Origin of the sequence: Brevibacillus brevis, assembly GCF_031583145.1 — a bacterium.
Lineage (GTDB): Bacteria > Bacillota > Bacilli > Brevibacillales > Brevibacillaceae > Brevibacillus > Brevibacillus brevis_E.
In genome coordinates this window covers 2,487,219-2,508,072 of sequence record NZ_CP134050.1, presented here as the reverse complement: position 1 = coordinate 2,508,072, position 20,854 = coordinate 2,487,219, and the positions used below count along the sequence as shown (strand labels likewise).

Here is a 20,854-nt window from a genome sequence, read left to right as displayed (position 1 = left end):
GAGATCAGCTTTCAGCTAGACAACTGTTCTTCTATCTTCGATTCTTTCTCCTCGCAGCCGCTTTCTGACCTCCCCGATGAGGATGTCGACGTGCGGCTCTTTCAGCAAATCGGCGTGATCGGCTGCTATTACATGCTCGTCGATATGGCCTGTGCCTGTCACTTGCCAGCCGAGATGCTTCGTCTCGCGCAGCTGGGTCACCGCGCGGATTAGCAGCAAGTCTCCCGGATACCGCTGTGGCCGGTAGTTTGCGACCGCCTGGACCAGCTCTTGCAAAGATTCATGCTCGCCCGGGGAGGAGTCGAAAGTCTGTTTGACAAGCCCTACCGCAAATTTCAGCTTTTTCCAAAGGAACGCATAGCGAACGGCAGGCGGCAGGAGAAAGATCAGCTTGAGGCTGCGGCCGATTTTTTCCTGCATGGTCAAAGGAGTCAGGTTGGGGCTTGCAAAGTTCAGTACGGCCAACAGCCGGACTTCTTCCCCCTCACCGATCAGCTGCTGCGCCATTTCGTAGGCGATCGCGCCCCCGAGACAAAAACCGATCAGGCTGTACGGGCCGCTTGGCTGGACTTCGCGTATTTCCCGAACGTACTTGCGGGCCATCTCTTCGACGGTTGTCACGGATTGCGAATTGCCTGAGCTGTATCGAAGACCGTAGACCGGCTGTTCTTGCCCCATTTTTCGAGCCAGATCTCCGTAAATCAGCACCTCACCGCCCCCTCCGTGAACGCAGAAAAGCGGCGGGCGGTCGCCGAGCGGCTGGATCGCAACCAGTGAGTTCCCGCTCTTCCCCGGCTCGTCAGTGGTCAACAGCCTTGCCAGCTTTTCGATCGTGTCTTCCTGAAAAACAGAGGAGACCGCCAGTTTCTTTTGAAACGTTTTTTCGATGGAAGAAAACATCCGCATGGCCTGCAGCGAATTGCCACCCAGGTGAAAGAAGCTGTCCATGACCCCGATCGGCCCCGTACTCAGCACGGTTTCCCAAATGCCGGCCAGCTTTTTTTCCACCTCGTTTCGCGGCGGCGTGAATGTCTCTTTGCCTACAGCCGGCGTTGGCTCAGGCAGTCTTTTTCGATCGATTTTTCCCACGGGGGTGACGGGAATTTCCGTCAGCTCGACGAAGAACGTAGGGATCATATAGTCCGGGAGCTTTTCGCGGCAGTATGCGCGGAGCTGCACTTGATCAAAGATGACCTGGCTGTTCATGACGACGTAGGCGACAAGTCCCGCCGTCCCGTCTTTCGCCTTTGTAACACCGGCGACAGCCTGGCGCACTCCCGGATATTGGCCGACGATGGTCTCTATTTCCCCGAGCTCGATCCGGCACCCTCTGATTTTCACCTGATCGTCCGCCCTGCCGATAAACTCTACATCTCCGTTCGGGAGGTAGCGTGCGAGATCGCCCGATTTGTACATGCGCTGGCCCGTCTTTGAGGTGAAGGGATCCAAGGGAAAGCGCTCGGCGGTAAGCTCGGGGCGGTTCAGGTACCCCCGGGCCACTCCCTCTCCCGCCATGTACAGTTCCCCGATGACACCCACGGGGACGGGCTGCATATGGGCATCGAGAATGTAGAGTCGATCGTCAGCGATCGGGCGTCCGATCGGGATCGCGGCTGCCTGTGCAGGAACTGCCTTTACGTGGTAGCTCGTCGTATTTACCGCGTTTTCCGTAGGGCCGTACAAATTGATCAGGCGGCAGACCGGCAGCTTTTCCAGGCATTTTCGGGCCAGCCAGACCGGCAAGGCTTCTCCTCCCGGCATCACTTGCCGCAAGCCGGAAAGCGCCTCGCAGTGATCCTCGAGCAGCATGTTCAGCCGATCCGGCGTAACATTCAGGGAGGTGACGTCGTAGCGCTGGATCGTCCTCGCGATTTCCGCAAAGGTAGGCTTGTTCGTCGGCAGGATGACCAGTTTCCCTCCATTGAGCAAGGCCCCGTAAATCTCAAAGGCGGAAACGTCAAAAGCGACAGCGCCAAGATTGAGATACGTCTCGTTTGGCCCTACGCTGGCGTACTCGATGTTTTTCACGAGCCTGACGATGCCGCGATGTTCGATCATGACGCCTTTGGGCTTTCCCGTAGAGCCCGACGTGTACATGACGTAAGCGAGGCTATCCGGGCGGCTGCTCGAAAAAGAATCGGTCGGCATCATGTCTGCCTCTTTGGCCAGCCGATCGAGGTACACCCACGTGGCAGCCACCGGCGGCAGCTCTTTGCCACACCCCTCCGTCGTAATCACAAAGGAAACGCTCGCGTCTTCGAGCATGTAGGCAATTCGCTCTGCCGGGTAGGTCAGATCGATCGGTACATACGCACCCCCGGCTTTCCAGACCGCCAAGTAGCTCGCGATCATATCCGGCGACCGGTCGAGACAAACCGCAACCAGCTGTTCGGGAGCGATGTTTTTCTCCCGCAGCACGCCTGCGATCTGGTTCGCCCGACGATCCAGCTCGCGGTACGTCATGTTTCCCTCTTCAAACAGCAAGGCGACCTCATCCGGATGCTTTCTCACCTGTTCTTCGAATAGCTCGGGGAGACTTGCACCCGCAGGGTAGTCCGCTCTTCCCGGATTCCACTCGAACAGCAGCTGGTGCCGCTCCGCTTCCGTCAAGATGGGCAGCGAGGAGAGGCTCGCTTCCGGATCTTCCAGTGCCCCCGCGAGCAGTGTCGTCACATGTCCCGCGATACGGCTTGCCGCCTCCTTGGAGAACAGGTCTGCCGCATAGGTGATGGAGCAGCCCCACGAACCCGCGGATTCGGACAGCTTGAGCACAAGATCGGCATGTTCATGGCTGTAGCCGGCATCCAGCTCTGTGACGTGCAGTCCGGCTATTTTTGGAAGCGTGATTGCAGGCGATTGATGCAGCACGACCCGGTACAGGGGGCGAGATCCGCCTGTACTGGCCAAGCCAAGCCTGCCTGCCACTCTCGGAAAGCGGGCCGCCTGATGGGCCATGGCTTCCGCAACCGTTTTTTGCACCATCCGTACCGCGTTGGCAAACGTCAGTTCTTCTTGCCAAAGGGTCTGCAGGACAAGGACGTTGGCAAAAACACCTGCGCCCGGATCCCGTTGCCGATCCCGCCCATCTACCAGTGTGCCTACGCGAATCTCCTCTTCCCTGCTATAGCGGTGCAAGATGTGCTTCAGCACAGTTAACAGCACCAGGTACCGACTGACATTCTCTTTTTTGCAATAGGCAAGGAGTTTTCGCTTGAGAGGGAGAGGCATTTCTACGTGGCAGGTGTTCGTTCGATAGGAGGAGTGCGTTTTCGGGTTGTCTGCAGGCAAATCCAGTTTAGGCGGCTCGCTCCCCAGCCTGCTCAGCCAATAATCCAAATGGGGAGCTTCCTGGTCTTCCACGCGAGTCTCCTCCCCCTGAACAGACCTGCCGTAGGAGTGAGGAAAGTCCGACCATTGCAGCTGACCGGCTCGGCAGGCGTCCTCATAGAAAAACATCAGTTCCTGTAGAAGCATCTTCACCGTCCAGTCGTCCGCCACGAGCTGATGCACCTGGATCCACAAGATGCTGGCTTGATCCGAGAGTGCAAGCAAGCGGAGACGGATGAGAAGGTCATTGGCCACATCGAAAGGCGGGTGGAACTCTCCTTCCAAATATCGCCGGACCTCCGCTTCCTGTTGAGGAAGCGTCAGGTGACAAAGGTCGTCCCGGGGCACCTCGACCTCCACCTGTTCATACGGACGGATGATTTGCACGGGTTTGCCCTGGCGTTCACGAAACGACGCCCGCAAGACATCGTGTCTTCTCACGATCGCCTCCACGCTTTTTCCTAGGGCGTCGATGTCCAACGGGCCATCCAGCTTCCAGGCGTATCGGTTTGCCATTCTAGAGGAGCTCGCCTCCGGCTGCACGTACCGCCAAATGTGAGCTTGCTCCATGCTGAGCGGCCAACTTGGCGAATGGTCAATGTCTCCCTGCTCCAGGAGTAAGTCTTTCATCTACGCCCCTCCTTGTTTTGAGCACCTTCTCAACCTTGTCAAACCCATGAATACTGAAAAAAGCGGAACGCGGAAACCGGTGTGCCGACCGCAACGGTACCGGCGTATCCGTTCTCATCGAAAAACGAGTGCAGCTGGTAACCTTCGGCCGTTATGGCGTTGCGTCCGGTTTGTCCGAGACCGCCAAGTCCGGTGCCCTCCGCTTTCAGCCACGCTTCTTTTTGGGTCCAGAGACGAAAAAAGGCGGATAGCCGTTCGTGCTGGGGCAGCGCAGCAAGGTGCCTCTGCTCATCGCAGGAGAATACGGCTTCCGCTACTTCCGGCCAGGCAAACACGGGATCGACGTATTCGATATCGAGTCCGATCGCTCGGTCCATGGCGATTGCGACACAGACGGTTTCCCTGGAATGCGACATGCTGAACTGAAGGGGACTTCGGCCGTTTTCGGATCGTAAAAACGGCTTTCCGAAGCGGTTTTTCCCAAAAGCCAGAGAAGCAGGTTCGCAGCAGGCGTAGGCCGACAAGAGAAGGCGGAGGATGCTGTGGGAAAAGCGGTAGCGAAGCTGATCCCGGGGGAAGACAAAAGACGCTGCGGCACGATTCTCCTCGGCCGAGAGCACCCCAGCGCAGGAAAAATGGGAGGGCACGGTCGCCGACCAAATGTGGACTTCGTCTCCCGTGCGAAACTCTTCCTGCGAGGCCGCTTCTGTCGGCAAGCAGCGTTGTCCCCAGCAGACAGTCTGGACCCATGCTTGCGATTGTTCTTTATTTCGCACCTTCCCACTCACTTCCGTCCAGAATAATCTGAATCGAGTTATTTCTATCTTAATTGTAACAGCTTTGTGTTCGTTGTAAAGAACAAGCCTTTTGGAGTTCCACCTCTCCAGCCAGACGAATACCGCATACAAAAAAGCGTCACACCCCCTCTCATTGCAAATCGAGGGTTTGTGACGCTCTCAGTTCTGCCTGCTGATCTTATCGCTTCGGAGCGCGAAAACCAGCCGCCTTTGCTTCTTCCTCCGTAGCGAACCACATCTCCGCCTTGGTCTGCTCATAGCCGGAAGATCCGGGGACGTGATAGATTTTCTCGCCCTTGGCGTTGATATTCCCTTTGATTGTTTTTCCTTCCGGCCCTGACGTCTCGGTTGGCCCGGATGGCTGTTGCTTGGACGACTTCGAGGGAGACGACCGCTTCGCCGGTTGCTCCGCCGACAGCCCCCAGAGCCCTCGATTGTTCTCCCTCGCCTCTCTCTCGGCTTCCAAAAACAGGTCGGCATGAGCTACGTTCGGCGGGATGGTCATGATCCGTGCATACCCTTCCCGGACGAGCTTTTCGTTGACAAACGTTCCGTCCTGCAAATACATGTAAGCCAGCAGCCGCTTGTATTTATCGTACGGCTCGACATCGAATTTCAGTGTTACGGTCTGGCCGGTCAACAGCTTCTTGGAAAAATCGCTTGCTTCCTTGCCATATGGCTCCACGGTGTGATTCGGCTTGACCGTTTCCGGTGTATCCACACCGATCAGGCGAACCTTTTCTCCGGTTGACAATTCCACCGTATCCCCATCGACCACCCGTGCAATGGTCGCCTCCATTTCGCCGTTGGCCTGCGGTTGCCCTGTGGACGAACAGCCGCCGGCCAGCCATGCGGCCAGGAGCAGGAACATCGCCATTCGTTTCATTCTCAATTCCTTCCCTTCTACTACGCTGCATCGTTATTTAGCGTAGTAGAAGTTTGTCCCCGGGTCAACATGTTCCAGCGCACGACAAAAAAACCTCTTTCCGGGATCAACCCAAAACTGGGGACGCGGATTCAGAGGCCTCGCAAGTGCGTACTGCATATTCGGTAGTGTGATCGACCGGTTCATGGGGTCGCTTTTTGTTTTTTGGCCTGCGGGTCGCCGCCAGGGAAACACGATGCCGAAAACCTTCTCGTGCAATGAAGGCTTCGCCGCGGCCAAAGGCTTGGCAAAGCCAAGTTTTCCCAACCAACTCACTCAGTCGCGATCGGCGTTGAACAAAAACAGCAGGACAACCACGACAATTATAATCCATAGAAGCTCATCGTTGTCTCGATCAAAAAAACTGTCGAACAGACCCATTGCGGAGTCCCCCTTTCCTTCTCGCTACAGCCTATGCAGAAGGCTAGACGCGTGCCAGCAATGGGATGAGCCCAAAAGCAAAAAAGATGTTCTACGCAAGACGAGCCTCAATCAAGTGGACGTAGGGGGTAATCTGCCTCGCTTCCGTCCGAAAGCCCAGTTCGCCAAGCTCCTGAAGGAGACGGGAGCGGTCCGCAAAGTATTCCTGCATGATTTGCTTCACTGCCGCTTCCTCGCCAGCCTCCTTCAATTCCTGCAGTCGAGCTTCCCGATGCCGCTGATCCTCAAACATCAAATCGGCGATGATCAGCCGCCCGCCAGGCACCAGGACCCGCCTGCATTCCATCAGGGCCAACAGCTTTTGATCATCCGTCAAATGGTGCAAGGCATAGCTGCTCGCCACGAAATCAAACCGGTTTTCCAGAAACGGAAAGGCGAAAAACGTTCCGAGCTTCGTCTCCACCTCAGGGAATTTGCGCCGGCATTGACGCAGCATCTCAAGCGACTGGTCAAACCCGCTCATGTTTACCCCTGCACGAAGAAAGCGGCCGGCCAGATTGCCTGTTCCCGTCCCGGCATCCAATCCGCGCTCGCCTGCCTTTGGAGCGGCTGCCTCTACGACGGCGTCCAGCACCGAGTCGTAATGCGCGTGCTTGTTGTACCCATCCTTGCGCCTCGTGACAAGCTCGTCGTACACGTCCGCTATCTGGTTGAAGTTCCAGCGATCTACCCAGTCGTCCCGCGTTTGGCGCAGCCTCTTGTTGGCTTCTGCCAGTTCGTACAATGCTGCGGGATCGAATGCCTGATCGCTCCTCACTCGATCGATCATCGCTTCCGTCGTCTGAATGACTTTGCTCAGCTCCACCCAGCGGTCGTAGATGAACGATCGCTGCAGCTCCAAGTAATACAGCAGGCTGGAGTGCTCTTCATCCATCCGCTCCAGGAGCTCTCGTATCCCTTCAATGGGCATCCCGACCTCTCGCAAGGTGATGACTGTTTGCAAGCGCCATACATCCTCTTCCGTAAATTGGCGGTAGCCGGATTCATCCGCTTTTTGGGGATGGATCAGCCCTTTTTCTTCATAATAACAGATCGCTCTCGGGGTAATTTGCAGCCGCTTGGCCATTTCCTTGATTTGCATCGGGTCCCTCTCCCTGCCCTTTCCATTCTCTGTAGAGATATCTTAAACCTTACCGTTACGTCAGTGTAAAGTCCTCCCGCAAAAAAAAGCTGCCGGTATTTGCAGCCGGCAGCGTGCGTTCTTTGCGAGCAAAAGGGATTCGGCCGGATCAGTGAGGGGCCGGCTCGGAAATTTGTTGCAGCGCGTCGCTCGCTTCGTCGTGGTGCACTTGGCGAATCGCCATGTCCCCGAGAGCGACAATTCCTACCAGCTTCCCGTTCTCCACCACGGGGAGACGACGAATTTGATGCTGGGCCATGATTTTGGCTGCCTCATCTACCGTCATGCTCGGTTGACCGAGGACGATGTCCCGCGTCATGACGACTTCCGTGGCGGTGGAGCCTTCATGCTTCTCGGCGAGTCCGCGAATCACGATATCGCGGTCCGTGATGACCCCGATGACGTCATCTTTCTCGTCTACGACGGGAATGACGCCGACGTTCCAGTCGCGCATCTTGCACGCCACTTCGTATACGTTATCCTTGAGCGTCACAGTCGCGACATCTTTCGTCATGATCTCGCGCAATGTGCGGTTTTCGACTTTTGCCATGCTCGTTCTCCTCCTTTTGGTAATAACGCTTGTAGTGTGTCCTGTTACCTATTCGGCCATTCGCGACCCGGGACATGCGTCACGATTTTTCAACTGGAGAGAAGCGAGTGGACTGTGTTAAGATGATAGCATGGTGTCTGTGGGGTAGGAATGTCATTCATTCCAATCCGTGCAAAAAAAGACCGCTGGGTGCGGGTACACCCGTGCGGTCTTAAGGCACAACAGTCGGTTCCTTTCGGGGAGTCGGCTCACAACACCTGCCCGTGTAGACCTCCCGGCTGCGAAGCTCAAGGGAGGTCTACTTTTTCCGACTAGATGACAGCATTACTACTAAAGTCCCAAATGTCAACATCAGACTTAGTGCCTCGAATACTGTCATGGTATCACCCCCTTTCATGCGGGGATGCCGACCACCCTTGAGAATCGATCCATTGTGTAGAAAATTATACCATATGATGGCAATTCCGGTCATCCACCCGTAAGACTGACTTATACATTGCGCTTCTTCCAAAAACAGACTATCATTAATAAGTGAAAATCTTACCTTTTTGTAGGAGGAAACGTACATGGTTATCAAGGATACTGGCGTTGGCACCAAGGAAGTCTTTTTCGCCGATCTGGAGCACTACATGAGCGATCTCGGATTCGACCGCGGTGCTTGGGATTACAAACACGCTACATACGACTATAAAATTCAAGATAAAGGAAACGTTTACTACCTTCGTATTGAAGCGAACGTAACCGAAGGCAAGCTGGAAGATACGCATGCGGTTCTCAAGCTGGAAGACCCGTACATGGGCAAACACCTTTTCCCGCACGGCTTGGATTACGATTACCCGATTCCGGATTCCGTGATCAAGACGGCAAAGCTGAAACTGCAAATGCTGAATGAAAAACTGTCCTCGCACTAAGAGCATTCAAAGCGATTAATGAAATAGTGCTGCCAAGCAGAGAGGCATCCCCTCTCTGTTTTACGTAGAAGGGGGGTTTACGATGAAAACTCGGGGTGTACCTGACTTTTTGCTTTTGTTCTTAACCGCCCTGATCGTCGGATTTGGCGTCGCGATGGTGCTTAGTTCCAGCTCGATCTTTGCATTGACCAGCTTCACCTCGCACGGCTGCGACTATTGCAACGGTGATGAACTTTACTTCGTGAAAAGGCAGATTCGTTTCTTACTGTTGGGCATTGTCGGGATGCTAGTGGCCATGAACATCCCCTTCTCCTTTTACAAACGCAGATTTTTGCTCATTGCAACGGTCAGCTTTTTCGCCTTGTTGCTGGTACTCATCCCAGGCATCGGCGAGGAAATCAAGGGGGCCCGCTCGTGGTTCCGCCTCGGCTCCGCCAGCCTGCAGCCGGCGGAATTCGCCAAGCTCGGTCTGATCCTTTACTTGGCGGCGATCATTACCAAAAAAGGAGACGGCATTCGTCATTTGAAGTCGGGACTGATGCCTCCGCTTCTCGTGACCGGTTTGTTCTTTCTGTTGATCGTGGCGCAGCCTGACCTGGGCTCAGCCGCGATCCTGCTCGGTACCGCGCTTATCGTCCTCGTCTGCGGCGGCGCGAAAATCCGTTACCTGATTGGAATCGGCGGCCCTGTGGTCACCGTAGCCTTGTCGTTGTACATCGCGGTCAAGTCCCATGCTCTGAACCGGATTAACTCCTATTTGGATCCCTGGAGCGATCCGCTGAATACGGGCTACAACATTATCCAATCGTGGATCGCCATCGCTCACGGCGGTCTTTCCGGGACGGGCTACGGAAAGAGCATCCAAAAGTATCTGTACCTGCCGGAAGCGCACACCGATTTCATCTTTTCGATCATCTCGGAGGAGCTCGGCTTCATCGGCGCTTCGATCTTTTTGCTCGTGTATTTGCTGTTTCTGCTGCGGGGGATCCACATCTGTCTGCGGGTCAAGGACACATTTGCTTCTCTCGTGGGCGTAGGGATTATTACCATGATCGGTCTTCAGGCGGCCATCAATATCGGCGGCGTGACGGGAATCATCCCGCTGACAGGCGTACCGCTGCCTTTCATCAGCTACGGCGGTTCATCGCTGCTGGTGTGTATGATCTCCACCGGGATCCTGCTTAATGTGTCGCGGGAAGTCAGTCGGCAAAAAGTGGACGAGCAGGTGCAAAAGCAAACCTATACCTTGTAAAAGGAAGAAAAACGACCTGCCGCTGCGCAGGTCGTTCTACTTGAGTTCGATTGTTTCCACCCGTACATTGATCGCCTCCACCAGCAGGCCGGTCAACGTCTCCACCGCTTCCTTCACTTTTTCCTGCAACGTATGGCAAACGTGATGGATGGGCGCCCCGTAGCGAACGGAGACGCGCATATCGATGGTCACCTTGTCCTCCGCCATCGACACACTGATGCCCTTCGATCCGCCGCCCATTTTTTTGGCGAGGTCATACAGTCCTCCCGAACGGACGGATACCTCCAGTACTTCTTCTGCTGCCACTCCCGCGATGACGGCGATTACCTGATCCGCTACCCTGATTTCTCCGAGTCTTTCTGCCATCTGGACGCCCTCCTCCTTCGCCCGATTAGTTGCCTCTCCCAACGCTTTTCTGACTTTTCTCTCATTATAAACAAATCATGCTTGGGCTTGGAAGGGAATTTGTTTTTTTCTCTCCGTTAATGTCGGAGAAGTGCAGGACACGTCGAGAAGTGTCAAGCGTTCGCTGGCCAACGCCTCGCGAAGGGCGCCTTCCAGCTCTTCCACAGTCTGTACGCTGCGGCTTTGTACCCCGCACGCTTCGGCCAAGCGTGCAAAGTCCGGATTGCGCATGCTCACGCCAAAAGGACGATAGCCTTTCTGCTTCATCTTGATTTCCTCCAGCCCCAAAGTCCCGTTGTTGACTACGATCAGGAGAAATGAAACGTCCTGTTCCACTGCCGTCATCAGTTCTGCCAGACACATCTGCAGCCCTCCGTCTCCCGTCACGCAGACGACCTGTCGATCCGGGAAGACCAGTTTGGCGGCAATCGCGGCAGGCAGTCCGAAGCCCATGGTGCGCCACTTGCCTGAAAAGAGCGGCCACTGGGCTGCGGAGCGGAACGCCCGATTGAACCAAAGCGTATGCTCCCCCGTGTCCAGCGCTACGATTGCATCGCGTTCCACGACATTCCCCAGGGAATGAAGGAGCGTCTCAGGCTTGATTTTATCGCCGTTTCGTTGGACGACGATTGCCTGTGTCTCTTCCAAAAATTTGGCATGCCACCGTTCTACCTGTTCCTCCCAAGCATCGTCCAACTGGCGGGATTCTAAACGCCTCCTCCAGAGCGGCAGCACATCGTCAAGATTGGCCGTTACCGAAAGCAGCCGCGGGTGGGCGTGAATCGATTCTGCATGAGAGTCCACCTGCAAGATCGGGAGCTGCTTCGGCAAGTATGAGCGAGGAAACCAGCTCGCTCCCAAAATGACGAGCAAATCCGCCTCGGCCAAAGCTAAAAGGCCGGCCTCGCTCCCCCCCTCGCCCCATCCTCCCAGCACAAGCCGGTGCGAGTCATCCACCGCACCTTTCCCTCCCAAGGTCAGCAGAATGCCGGCTCCCAGCTGTTCGGCCAGCCTGCGGCATCCCTCTGCGTCCTGACGAGCCCCTGCCCCGAGGAGAAGCAGCGGTTTGCGGGCGTCCGCCAGGCGCTCCGCAGCGTGCTCCAGCTCGATTCGGTCTGGCCGCACTGCCGCCGACACCCGCGGCAGCTCGGGAACGATCTGGGCGCTGGTCTGCCGCTCAAACACATCCTTGCAGATCGACACGTGCGCTACCCCCTTTTGCTGAGCAGCCGTGGCAAAAGCCCGGTGCAATACGTCTCCGATCGCCTCGGCATGGGCAACGGTCGTCGTATATCGGCACAAGGGCCTCATCAGGTCTTCCTGGGGAACAAACTGCTTGTACCCTCCGCCGAGCTTGTAGCTTTCCACCTGGCCTGTTATCGCTACGACAGGTGCCCGATCCGCCCATGCATCTGCAAGTCCATTCAGCAAATTGACCGTCCCCGGTCCCATCGTGGCCATACAAACAGCCGGGCGGCCGGTCAGCTTCGCTTCGGCGCTCGCCATCATGGCGGCTGCGGCTTCATTTCGACAAGCCACGTAACGAATTTCATCCTGTCTGCCAAGCGCATCCAGCCAGGTGAACAATGCGTCCCCGGCGACCCCGTAGATTCGTCTGACGCCCCATGCCACCAGCTGCTCCGTTACATACTGTGAGACTTTCATCTCCCGCACCTTCCTTTGCTTCCATGTTGTGACGCTACCGCTATTGTTTGCTTTCTCCAGTATTTTACTAATGCCGATTACCGATAGTTGGGGAACCTAAGTTCTAGCATCTGGTGTCAAGCACCCTTACGAAGGAGGATTTGCCATGAAACAGCCTTATAAATGGCTGATGGCCGTATCAGTAATTGCCATTTTGATCACCACAGCGGTAGTGGTTTACCCGGTGCGTTCGGATGCCTTTAGCCAGCAGATCATACAAGTGGGGGCAACCGGTAAGGATGTGCGGGAAATGCAGTACCGGCTGAAGTTTTTGGGCTTCTACACAGGAAAGGTTGACGGTGTCTTCGGATGGCGCTCGTATTGGGCCCTGCGCAATTTCCAATACGAATTCGGCCTCGATGTGGACGGCGTGCTTGGGGCGAAGACGAAAGTAAAGCTCTACAACGCCACGAAAAACTACAAGCCGACCGCCGCCGAGCTGGGAGTCCCGGAAACGTCCCAAGCACCTGCTCCGACTCCCGCTCCCACCGCACCGAATAATGAGACCTTCCACGCAGCCGGCATCTCCGAAAACGATTTGCGCCTGATGGCCAACGCCGTGTACGGCGAGTCGCGCGGGGAGCCCTACATCGGACAGGTAGCGGTAGCAGCCGTCATCCTCAACCGAACCAAAAACCCGGCATTTCCGAATACGCCGGCTGGCGTCATCTTCGAACCTCGCGCCTTTACAGCGGTCGCAGATGGACAGATCTGGCTGACTCCCAATGAGACTTCCAAACGGGCTGTGAACGACGCGCTCAAGGGCTGGGACCCGACTGGCGGTGCGATCTACTACTTCAACCCGGACACGGCCACATCCGGCTGGATTTGGAGCCGCCCGCAAATCAAAAAAATCGGACGCCACATCTTCTGCCGCTGACGGCGATTGGAAAACCTGGCTACGCCATGCGTTTTGGCGGAGCCGCGGTTGCCCTTATACTGGATAGGATTTTTCCATTCCTATCTGTAGAACAAAACAGGCACGCGGGGCCGGATGGTCCGCGTGCCTGTTTCTCTTCTTCGCAAGTGCGTTACGTTCGTTGACCCTGCATGTGCTGGGCCATTTTCACAAATCTCTCTTCGGACTCCGTCGTGCCACAGACGCCGCATTGAACCATGTAGGCGTCCCCCTTGTATGGCTGGTGGAACAGGTCTAATTGGTCAGCGGTCAACTCGGCTACTACTTCTCCTGTCTGCGGATCGAGGCGCATGTAACGCGGTGTCTGTTCGATCACGGTGAAGCGCATGCGATTCGATTTGCAGGTAGGACACAAGTAAGGCATGTTCATGTTTGCCACCTCCCTGTTTTTGTACACCGTTTAGTTTCTGCCCGCCGAGGAACTCTATACGTGTGCGTGCAAATAGGGATAGGAAGCGCTACCGCGCATAGGGTAATAGTGGCTTTCACATCCTTTTTACAGAAACCATTCGTTGAGGTGACCATATGAAACTGCGCCTGTTCTTTACGGTAGTGGGGGCCACGTTTTTGCTTGCGGCTTACGCCCACTATTTCTCGGAAAATGAAATGTTCCAGTTCATTGCGGCAGCGATCAGTGTCGTTTTTCTGGCTGCCTGGCTGGGGAAGTCGACGGAGAGCGTCGCCCATTACGCAGGAGACCGGATTGGCGGCTTTCTCAATGCTACCTTCGGGAATGCCGCGGAGCTGATTATCGCCTTTTTTCTCGTAAAAGAAGGGCTGTTCGAGATGGTGAAGGCTTCCATCACCGGCGCCATCATCGGCAACATGCTGCTGGTACTCGGACTCAGCGTATTGATGGGCGGCCTGAAATACAAGGAACAGAAATTCAACAGCAGACTCGCCGGACACAATGCTTCCCTTATGATGCTCGCGATCGTCGCGCTGTTCATTCCCGCTGTCTTCATCAGGGAGCTCCCACCCGTGAAGATTGAGACTCTCAGCATCGTGATCGCCGTTCTGCTCATCCTTGCCTACGTGCTCTGGCTGGTCTTTTCCATGATTACCCACAGCGATTTCCTCTCCGACATCGAGGAGCACGAGAGCGCACCGCTTTGGTCGAAAGGCGTATCGATTCTGATGCTCGCCATCTCTACGATCTTCGTGGCCATCGACTCGGAGTGGCTCGTCCACAGCGTGCAGCACGTATCCAAATCGCTGGGCTGGTCCGAGCTGTTCGTAGGTGCGTTTGTCATCGCGATCATCGGCAATGCCGCAGAGCACAGCGCCGCCATGCTGCTTGCCATGAAAGGACGGATCGGTGCAGCCGTAGAGATCGCGATCGGCTCGAGCCTGCAAATCGCCCTGTTTGTCGCTCCGACCCTGATCCTGCTCAGCTTCGTGCTCGGCAAACCCATGAACATCGTGTTTACTTCTTTTGAATTGGCCGCGATCGGCGTAGCTACCTTCATTACCATTTCCATCACGAAAGACGGGGCAACCAACTGGTTCGAGGGGGTTTTGCTTCTCGCTGTCTACATCATATTGGGAACGGCCTTTTTCTTCGTCTGATCGCCTTCAAAGAAGAGTGCTTGCGGCCGTACCAGTACCATTTCCATGCTTGCAAAAAAGGACTGCTTCAGGCATTCGCGCCTGGCAGTCCTTTCGCTGTCATCCCCTTGTGAAGGGCGCATGTCTTCCCTTACAAAATGCCGAGCAAGTTCAAAAAGACGAACAGGATCGCAAGCGGAGCTACGTACTTCAGCAGCAGCAGCCAAACGACGAACAGCTTTCGTCCTGCAGGGGAATGCGCCCGCAGCTCTTCGATCAATACTTCCCGCTTCATTTTCAGCGGGACGAACAGCGCAATCAGGAGCGCACCGAGCGGCATGAGGATGTTGCTGACCAAAAAGTCCATCGCGTCAAAAATCGATTTCCCGAAGATCGTGTAGTCGCTCCATACCCCAAACGACAATGCGGAAGGCACACCGACAAGAAAAATCAACAGACCGATCAGCCAGGAAAGCTTTTTCCGTTTTCGCTCATCGCCTTTCGCAAACGACGCAACGATAATTTCCAGCATCGAAAACGCGGAGGTCAACGTGGCGAACAGGAACAACGCGAGGAATATCCACAGGAACAGCCCGCCAAAGGCGATCTTCTCAAAGACGGAAGGCAAGACGATGAACAAGAGACCGGGTCCCGCAGTCGGTTCCACTCCGAGCGAAAAAACAGCCGGAAAGATCGCCAGCCCCGCGAACAGGGACACCAGCAAGTTCAACACCACGATCGACCCCGCCGACCGAACGAGGCTCTCGTTTTTTGCCAGATACGAGCTGTACGTAACCATGACGGATACCCCCACGCTGAGCGAGAAAAACGATTGGCCCAGCGCATACAGGATGGACTGGCTATTCAGCTTCGAGAAATCGGGATGGAGGAAAAACGCCACTCCCTGCATCGCGCCATCCAGGGTAAGGGACCGGAACATCAGGACCAGAAACAGGATAAACAGGGCGGGCATCATGTACTTGTTGGCCGACTCGATTCCGCTTTGAACGCCGCGGGCCACCACCCATGCCGTGATCAACATGAAGACGAACTGCGCGAAAACAGCTCCGAAGGGCGCGCTAATGACGTTTCCGAAAAGCTGGTCGTAAGCAGGGCCGGTCAGCTGTCCCGTGAGTCCGCGCAGCAGATAGGTGAGGATCCAGCCCCCTACCACGCTGTAAAACGACAGCAGCAGAAAGCAGGTGACGACGCCGAGCCGTCCAACCCAGTGCCAGAGTGATCCCGGTGCGATCGCCTGATAGGCGCTGACCGCCTCTTTTTGCGTACTGCGGCCGATGGTGAACTCCCCGAGCAGCAGCGGCAAGCCGATGAAGACCGTAAAGATCAGGAACAGGAGAAAAAAAGCTCCACCCCCGCTCGTCCCGACTATGTAAGGAAACTTCCAGATCGCCCCCAGACCGATCGCAGACCCTGCCGCAGCCAGAATGAAGCCCAGCCTGCTCGTCCACTGTTCCGTTTGTTGTTTCATACTTCCACTCCTCTGTTCATGAACTCTGGTTGAAAAATAAAAAAACCCGCCCCAAAAAGGGACGAGTTGAATCTACTGGCTCGCGGTACCACCCTAATTAGGCAAACAGCTCCGGAAAGCCGATCGCCTCGCTTTGTCATCGATAACGGAATGACCCAAAAAGCTCCAGAGTGAATTCGACGGGACGCGCTTCAAAACTGCTTGCAGTCGATGGCAGTTTCTCCCTGGCAAGCCGTGGATCCGTTTACTAGTCTCTTTCTTCGCTTCTGCAAAATATTAAAAATCATAGGATATAATTTAATGTACACTAAAAAATATTGCAACAACTTTTTTGACGCACTGGCTCCAAATGTTCAAGAAAGAACGAAGACCCCGCTTTTAACAATCAGGGTCCTGGCGAGAAAAGACAAAATGAAAAGCGAGGAATATCGCTGTTCTCCCCGCTTTTACCTTTGGTTATACAATTCGTGAAGATGGGCCAATTTGCGTTCCAACGAACCCATGATTTCCCGGCCGATCTCTTCTTCAATAAGTCCGAGGCGAACTGCATACTCCACTTCACGGGAGAGCCCGAACATTTGGGTATCCAGCACTTCTTCATACAGTGGGCACTGCGGCATGGTCAGGTTTTCCATCTGTACGTCGATCAGCTTGTAAATTTTGTCGGCGTCCGCTTGAAGCAACGCTAGCGCTTTTTGTTCCAGATCGGGAACCTTAATTTCTGTCAAAACCTATCCCTCCGTTTGCCTCCATCCTTAACATACATAGTACGCGATTCTGGGCCATTTGAAAAGGGGAGAAGGATTAACCAACTGTAAGTCCCTAAAAGATCCCTAGTTTCCATTCCTTGGCGAGCAATTCTAGGAGCTTGACCCCTGCCACCGAATTCCCTTTCTCGTCCAGGGCCGGCCCAAAGACGCCGATGCCCATCCGCTTCGGAACCGTGGCCATAATCCCGCCAGCCACACCGCTCTTGGCCGGAATGCCGACATCGATGGCGAATTCCCCGGAGGCGTTGTACATGCCGCACGTCACCATAAACGTTTTGCAAATGCGGGCCACCTCTTCGGGAAAGATCCTCTCGCCGGTGACCACGTCGATCCCGTCTGCTGCCAGCACCATTCCCAGCTTCGCCACTTCCTTCGTGGTCACCTCGATCGCACAATGGCGGAAATACAGATCGAGCGTCTCCTCCACATCCCCGTCAAGCACCCCGCTGTCTTTCAAAAACCAGGCGAGCGCGCGATTTCGGGCCGCTGTTTTCTTCTCCGAGCCGTACACCGCTTCGTTTATGCGAATATCCGGGTTCCCCGTCATTTTGCGCAGCATGTCCAACAGACCGTTCAGCCGGTCCTCCACGCTCTTCCCCTGGATCATCCCTGCGACGGCGATCGCTCCGGCGTTGATCATCGGATTGAGCGGCTTGTGGGGCTTGATCGTCTCCAGCTTGATGATCGAATTGAAGGGATCGCCTGTCGGTTCCTTCCCCACCCGTTCAAACACGTACTGCTGGCCGTTTTGGCAAAGTGCGAGAATCAGGGTAAAAATTTTGGAAATGCTTTGCAGGGTGAAAGGCGTATCGGCATCACCGGCTGAGAGGATCGACCCATCCGGCATGCAGACGCTCACTCCGAGCTGCCGCGGATCTTCTTTGGCCAATTCGGGAATGTAAGAGGCTACCTTTCCTTTTTCCGTATCGGCGGACGCGGCCGCCAGCAGACTTTCCAATTGTTCCGTTGCGTATCCTGCGTTCATTGCTATACCCCTTTTTGGCATCATCTACAGGTCCTGCTACAAATTGTAGAGAGGAAAGAACTCCCTGTCAAACGACGGGGAGCACTGGCTCGGGAAGGCACTGCTTTTCAAAAAAAAAAAAAACGAAGCCGCACCGGTCTGTGCGGCTCGCTCCTGTCTATCGCGGGTAAACTCCCGGTCCTACGGGCAGATCCAGGAAGTACCAGATGGCCATCTGGATGATCCAAACAACCAGAAATACGATCGCATAAGGTGTCATTGTTGCAAAGATTGTCCCCATCCCGGCCTGCTTGTTGTACTTTTGATAGAAAGCGAGAATCAGCGGCAGGTATGGATTGACAGGGGAAATCGTATTGGTGGCGGAATCGGCAATCCGGTACGCGACCTGGATAAAGGCGGGGCTGTAATCCAGCAGCATCAGCATTGGCATGAACACTGGCGCCAGAATCGCCCACAAAGCCGAACCGCTGGTGATGAACAGGCTGCAGACGCCCGTGAACAAAGTAAACGCAATGACAATCGGAAGCCCGGTCAGACCAATGCTCTTCATAAAGTCTGCCCCGTTGACCGCCATCAGAATCCCGATGTTGCTCCAGTTGAAAAAAGCAATGAACTGCGCTGCGGTAAATGCAAGAACGATAAAGCCGGACATGTCCTTGATTGCTTCCGACATGTAGTGGGGCATGTCCTTCGAGGTTTTGATCAGCCCCATCAGTTTGCCGTAAACGAACGAGAGCGTCACGAAAAACAGGAGAATGATCGGGATGATTCCTTTCAAAAACGGCGAGGTCAAGAATCCGCCTGTTTCCGGATCACGCAGCAGAGATCCTTCCGGCACGACCAAAACAGCAAGGATGGCGACGAAAATGATAGCGACGATGCCTGTAATGCGGAGGGCCTTGTTTTCTTGCGGCGAGAGCTCGTCGAAAGAGACGCTGGTGTCACCTGTAAACGTCCCCAGGCGCGGCTCGATCACTTTGTCGGTAATCCAGCCCCCGATAAAGGCGAGAATGAACACGGAGGCAGACATGAAAAACCAGTTGTCGACCGGTGTGACGTGCGCGGATGGGTCAATGGTCTTGGCGACCGATGTGCTGATCCCGGACAGCAGGGCATCCGTCCCGGCAATAAACAGGTTGGCTGTAAACCCGGAGGAGACGCCCGCCATCCCCGCCGCAAAACCGGCGATCGGGTGTCGGCCCATCGCCAGGAACACCAATCCTCCAAGCGGCGGGATGATCACCATCGAGGCGTCGGAAGCCAGGTTGCCCAAGACGCCCACGAAGACGACGGCATAGCTGACGATGGAGGTCGGTACGCGGGACATCATTTTTCGAAGGACCGTCGTCAAGAGCCCCACTTTTTCTGCCAGACCGATCCCCAGTGTCATCGCCAGCACGAGACCCAGGGCGGGAAATTCCACGAAGTTTTTCAGCATGTTGGTCAAAATCCAATGGATTCCTTCTTGGCTAAGAAGGTTTTTGACCGCCACCGCTTCCCCTTTTCCCGGATGAATCACGGACAGGTTCATCGCGGAGAGGATGGCCGACACGACCATCAGAACGCCGCACAAAATGATAAAAAGCATGAAGGGATGAGGAAGCTTGTTGCCAACCGTTTCAATCCATTTCAAAATTCCTTTTTGCTTTTGCAGATCTGTCTCCAGGCTTGTTGCGCCATTTGCCATCCATTATCGCCCCCATGGTAAAAGTATTATCTAGCCTGATGTTTCCGCTGCCGCTTTCAATACGTACGTGACAAACAGCCTGACCCCGTCCTTAAGCGCATCCTCGTCCACCGTAAAGCGCGGATGGTGATGCGGGTAGACAATCCCTTTCTCTTCGTTGCCCGCCCCCACCAAGACAAAACAGCTGGGCACCGCATCGGAAAACGCGGAGAAATCTTCGCCGCCCATCATCGGAGGCACGTACTGGATCACATCTTGGCCCCATTCCTCTTCGATCAGCTTTTCCACCGATCTCGTGACCGCCTCGTCATTGAAAACCGATGAATACCCGTAGCGATAATCGAAGGAGTAGGACGCTCCGTATGCCGCTGTGACACCTGCGACAATTTGCTCCAGGTGGGAGACTGCGGACTCTCTCACCTCACCCGCAAAGCTGCGAACCGAACCGCTCAAATACGCCCGATCCGGTATGACATTGTAAGCGCCTGTCCCTCCGTGGAAGTTCGTGACCGAAACGACCAGCTTTTCCAGCGGATCGGTTTGGCGAGACACAATGTGCTGCAAGCTGGAGATGACCTGCGCGCCGATCGCTACCGGATCGATCGATGTCTGCGGCGTCGAGGCATGTCCACCCTTGCCCTGGATAGTAATGTCGAAGCGGTCCGAATTGGCTGTGACCGGCCCGTACGTGAGCCCGATTTTGCCGACGGGCAAATGGGACATCAGATGGATGCCCAGCATGAGATCCACTCCGTCGGCTACCCCAGCCTCCACCATTTCCCGCGCACCGCCCGGCTGCACTTCCTCGGCGTGCTGAAAGATGAAACGAACTTCCCCGCAGATCCGGTCGCGCAGACTGGTGAGAACTTTGGCCGCGCCCAAAAGCATCGCTGTATGCCCGTCGTGCCCGCATGCGTGCATGACCCCGGGTACCTGCGAAGCGTATGGAAAATCGTTTTCTTCAGTGATCGCCAGAGCGTCCATGTCAGCCCGCAGGCCGATGACTTTTCCGGGCCGGCTGCCGATGAGCCTCGCCATCACACTCGTTTTGGTAGGTCTGGACAGCTCCATATGACCAAACGAAGTCAAGAGATCGTAGACGAAGTTCGCCGTTTTCTCCTCCTGGAAGGACAATTCCGGGTTTTGATGCAAGTGACGCCGCCAGGTAATCACGTCTTCACGTACCGATTCGAGAAGCTGGGTAATGAGATCGCGTTCCATCGCACTGCCTCCTCTTTCGTAAAATCTGATTTGAAACATGCTCTTGGCTGAGCGGCATATTCACTTCCTTTCTATAAAGGTTCAATAATTTACTATAATTATATAAACTCTGAATTATGTGTCAATGATTTTAAGACCAATTTCTGAAATTTTCGTTATATTTCATTCAATTG

Annotated in this window: 18 protein-coding genes; 4 read left to right on the top strand and 14 right to left on the bottom strand. The window is 55.1% G+C overall.

Annotated elements, in window-relative coordinates:
• Positions 1 to 15: 15 nt before the first annotated feature.
• From RGB73_RS12465 to RGB73_RS30600, 6 genes are all read right to left on the bottom strand, one after another.
• Positions 16 to 3,957 (bottom strand): non-ribosomal peptide synthetase, encoded by a 3,942-nt coding sequence (locus RGB73_RS12465; protein ID WP_310772429.1) that lies wholly within the window; start codon positions 3,955 to 3,957, stop codon positions 16 to 18.
• Between the two features lie 38 nt (positions 3,958 to 3,995).
• Positions 3,996 to 4,733 (bottom strand): 4'-phosphopantetheinyl transferase family protein, encoded by a 738-nt coding sequence (locus RGB73_RS12460; protein ID WP_310772427.1) that lies wholly within the window; start codon positions 4,731 to 4,733, stop codon positions 3,996 to 3,998.
• A 199-nt stretch (positions 4,734 to 4,932) separates the two neighbouring features.
• Positions 4,933 to 5,640 (bottom strand): thermonuclease family protein, encoded by a 708-nt coding sequence (locus RGB73_RS12455; protein ID WP_310774264.1) that lies wholly within the window; start codon positions 5,638 to 5,640, stop codon positions 4,933 to 4,935.
• A gap of 511 nt (positions 5,641 to 6,151) precedes the next feature.
• Positions 6,152 to 7,201: a MerR family transcriptional regulator gene (locus RGB73_RS12450; protein WP_310772425.1), complete on the bottom strand. Its 1,050-nt coding sequence runs from the start codon at positions 7,199 to 7,201 to the stop codon at positions 6,152 to 6,154.
• Between the two features lie 148 nt (positions 7,202 to 7,349).
• On the bottom strand, positions 7,350 to 7,790 hold the full coding sequence (locus RGB73_RS12445) for a CBS domain-containing protein (protein WP_310772423.1): 441 nt from the start codon (positions 7,788 to 7,790) through the stop codon (positions 7,350 to 7,352).
• 298 nt (positions 7,791 to 8,088) lie between these two features.
• Complete coding sequence (locus tag RGB73_RS30600) at positions 8,089 to 8,169, bottom strand: putative holin-like toxin (RefSeq protein WP_353936533.1); 81 nt, start codon at positions 8,167 to 8,169, stop codon at positions 8,089 to 8,091.
• A 187-nt stretch (positions 8,170 to 8,356) separates the two neighbouring features.
• On the opposite strand from RGB73_RS30600, the gene RGB73_RS12440 reads away from it, so the two are divergent.
• Together RGB73_RS12440 and ftsW are read left to right on the top strand one after the other, a co-directional pair.
• Entirely contained in the window at positions 8,357 to 8,701 is a 345-nt protein-coding gene (locus tag RGB73_RS12440) for a YugN family protein (protein WP_310772421.1), read from the top strand.
• A gap of 82 nt (positions 8,702 to 8,783) precedes the next feature.
• On the top strand, positions 8,784 to 9,953 hold the full coding sequence (gene ftsW / locus RGB73_RS12435) for a putative lipid II flippase FtsW (protein WP_310772419.1): 1,170 nt from the start codon (positions 8,784 to 8,786) through the stop codon (positions 9,951 to 9,953).
• Positions 9,954 to 9,989: 36 nt separating this feature from the next.
• Here ftsW and RGB73_RS12430 read toward each other — a convergent pair whose 3' ends face one another.
• Both RGB73_RS12430 and RGB73_RS12425 read right to left on the bottom strand, forming a co-directional pair.
• A complete protein-coding gene (locus RGB73_RS12430; RefSeq protein WP_310772417.1) occupies positions 9,990 to 10,319 on the bottom strand; it encodes an Asp23/Gls24 family envelope stress response protein in 330 nt (109 codons plus the stop codon).
• Between the two features lie 75 nt (positions 10,320 to 10,394).
• The gene (locus RGB73_RS12425; RefSeq protein ID WP_310772415.1) at positions 10,395 to 12,023 is read right to left on the bottom strand and encodes a thiamine pyrophosphate-binding protein; all 1,629 of its coding nucleotides are present in this window, start codon (positions 12,021 to 12,023) and stop codon (positions 10,395 to 10,397) included.
• A 145-nt stretch (positions 12,024 to 12,168) separates the two neighbouring features.
• On the opposite strand from RGB73_RS12425, the gene sleB reads away from it, so the two are divergent.
• On the top strand, positions 12,169 to 12,942 hold the full coding sequence (sleB, locus tag RGB73_RS12420; protein ID WP_310772413.1) for a spore cortex-lytic enzyme: 774 nt from the start codon (positions 12,169 to 12,171) through the stop codon (positions 12,940 to 12,942).
• Between the two features lie 151 nt (positions 12,943 to 13,093).
• On the opposite strand, the gene RGB73_RS12415 is transcribed toward sleB, so the two are convergent.
• Positions 13,094 to 13,351: a hypothetical protein gene (locus RGB73_RS12415; RefSeq protein WP_310772411.1), complete on the bottom strand. Its 258-nt coding sequence runs from the start codon at positions 13,349 to 13,351 to the stop codon at positions 13,094 to 13,096.
• Between the two features lie 155 nt (positions 13,352 to 13,506).
• On the opposite strand from RGB73_RS12415, the gene cax reads away from it, so the two are divergent.
• Positions 13,507 to 14,550, top strand: coding sequence for a calcium/proton exchanger (gene cax / locus RGB73_RS12410; protein ID WP_310772409.1), 1,044 nt, complete (start codon positions 13,507 to 13,509; stop codon positions 14,548 to 14,550).
• A 130-nt stretch (positions 14,551 to 14,680) separates the two neighbouring features.
• Here cax and RGB73_RS12405 read toward each other — a convergent pair whose 3' ends face one another.
• From RGB73_RS12405 to RGB73_RS12385, 5 genes are all read right to left on the bottom strand, one after another.
• Positions 14,681 to 16,018 carry a sodium-dependent transporter gene (locus RGB73_RS12405; protein WP_310772407.1) on the bottom strand — a complete coding sequence of 446 codons (1,338 nt, stop codon included), beginning with the start codon at positions 16,016 to 16,018 and terminating at the stop codon, positions 14,681 to 14,683.
• A gap of 446 nt (positions 16,019 to 16,464) precedes the next feature.
• Entirely contained in the window at positions 16,465 to 16,746 is a 282-nt protein-coding gene (locus RGB73_RS12400) for an Fpa/YlaN family protein (RefSeq protein ID WP_055743407.1), read from the bottom strand.
• Positions 16,747 to 16,840: 94 nt separating this feature from the next.
• A complete protein-coding gene (glsA, locus tag RGB73_RS12395; protein WP_310772404.1) occupies positions 16,841 to 17,773 on the bottom strand; it encodes a glutaminase A in 933 nt (310 codons plus the stop codon).
• 157 nt (positions 17,774 to 17,930) lie between these two features.
• On the bottom strand, positions 17,931 to 19,460 hold the full coding sequence (locus RGB73_RS12390; protein WP_310772402.1) for an AbgT family transporter: 1,530 nt from the start codon (positions 19,458 to 19,460) through the stop codon (positions 17,931 to 17,933).
• A gap of 30 nt (positions 19,461 to 19,490) precedes the next feature.
• On the bottom strand, positions 19,491 to 20,681 hold the full coding sequence (locus RGB73_RS12385; RefSeq protein WP_310772399.1) for an amidohydrolase: 1,191 nt from the start codon (positions 20,679 to 20,681) through the stop codon (positions 19,491 to 19,493).
• Positions 20,682 to 20,854: the final 173 nt, after the last annotated feature.

Coding starts and splice junctions, on each gene's coding strand:
- RGB73_RS12415 (WP_310772411.1), bottom strand. CDS start 13,351: ATGAACATGCCTTACTTGTGTCCTACCTGCAAATCGAATCGCATGCGC.
- RGB73_RS12385 (WP_310772399.1), bottom strand. CDS start 20,681: ATGGAACGCGATCTCATTACCCAGCTTCTCGAATCGGTACGTGAAGAC.
- ftsW (WP_310772419.1), top strand. CDS start 8,784: ATGAAAACTCGGGGTGTACCTGACTTTTTGCTTTTGTTCTTAACCGCC.
- RGB73_RS12390 (WP_310772402.1), bottom strand. CDS start 19,460: ATGGCAAATGGCGCAACAAGCCTGGAGACAGATCTGCAAAAGCAAAAA.
- RGB73_RS12405 (WP_310772407.1), bottom strand. CDS start 16,018: ATGAAACAACAAACGGAACAGTGGACGAGCAGGCTGGGCTTCATTCTG.
- RGB73_RS12450 (WP_310772425.1), bottom strand. CDS start 7,201: ATGCAAATCAAGGAAATGGCCAAGCGGCTGCAAATTACCCCGAGAGCG.
- RGB73_RS12440 (WP_310772421.1), top strand. CDS start 8,357: ATGGTTATCAAGGATACTGGCGTTGGCACCAAGGAAGTCTTTTTCGCC.
- RGB73_RS12445 (WP_310772423.1), bottom strand. CDS start 7,790: ATGGCAAAAGTCGAAAACCGCACATTGCGCGAGATCATGACGAAAGAT.
- RGB73_RS12430 (WP_310772417.1), bottom strand. CDS start 10,319: ATGGCAGAAAGACTCGGAGAAATCAGGGTAGCGGATCAGGTAATCGCC.
- cax (WP_310772409.1), top strand. CDS start 13,507: ATGAAACTGCGCCTGTTCTTTACGGTAGTGGGGGCCACGTTTTTGCTT.
- sleB (WP_310772413.1), top strand. CDS start 12,169: ATGAAACAGCCTTATAAATGGCTGATGGCCGTATCAGTAATTGCCATT.
- glsA (WP_310772404.1), bottom strand. CDS start 17,773: ATGAACGCAGGATACGCAACGGAACAATTGGAAAGTCTGCTGGCGGCC.
- RGB73_RS12425 (WP_310772415.1), bottom strand. CDS start 12,023: ATGAAAGTCTCACAGTATGTAACGGAGCAGCTGGTGGCATGGGGCGTC.
- RGB73_RS30600 (WP_353936533.1), bottom strand. CDS start 8,169: ATGACAGTATTCGAGGCACTAAGTCTGATGTTGACATTTGGGACTTTA.
- RGB73_RS12455 (WP_310774264.1), bottom strand. CDS start 5,640: ATGAAACGAATGGCGATGTTCCTGCTCCTGGCCGCATGGCTGGCCGGC.
- RGB73_RS12465 (WP_310772429.1), bottom strand. CDS start 3,957: ATGAAAGACTTACTCCTGGAGCAGGGAGACATTGACCATTCGCCAAGT.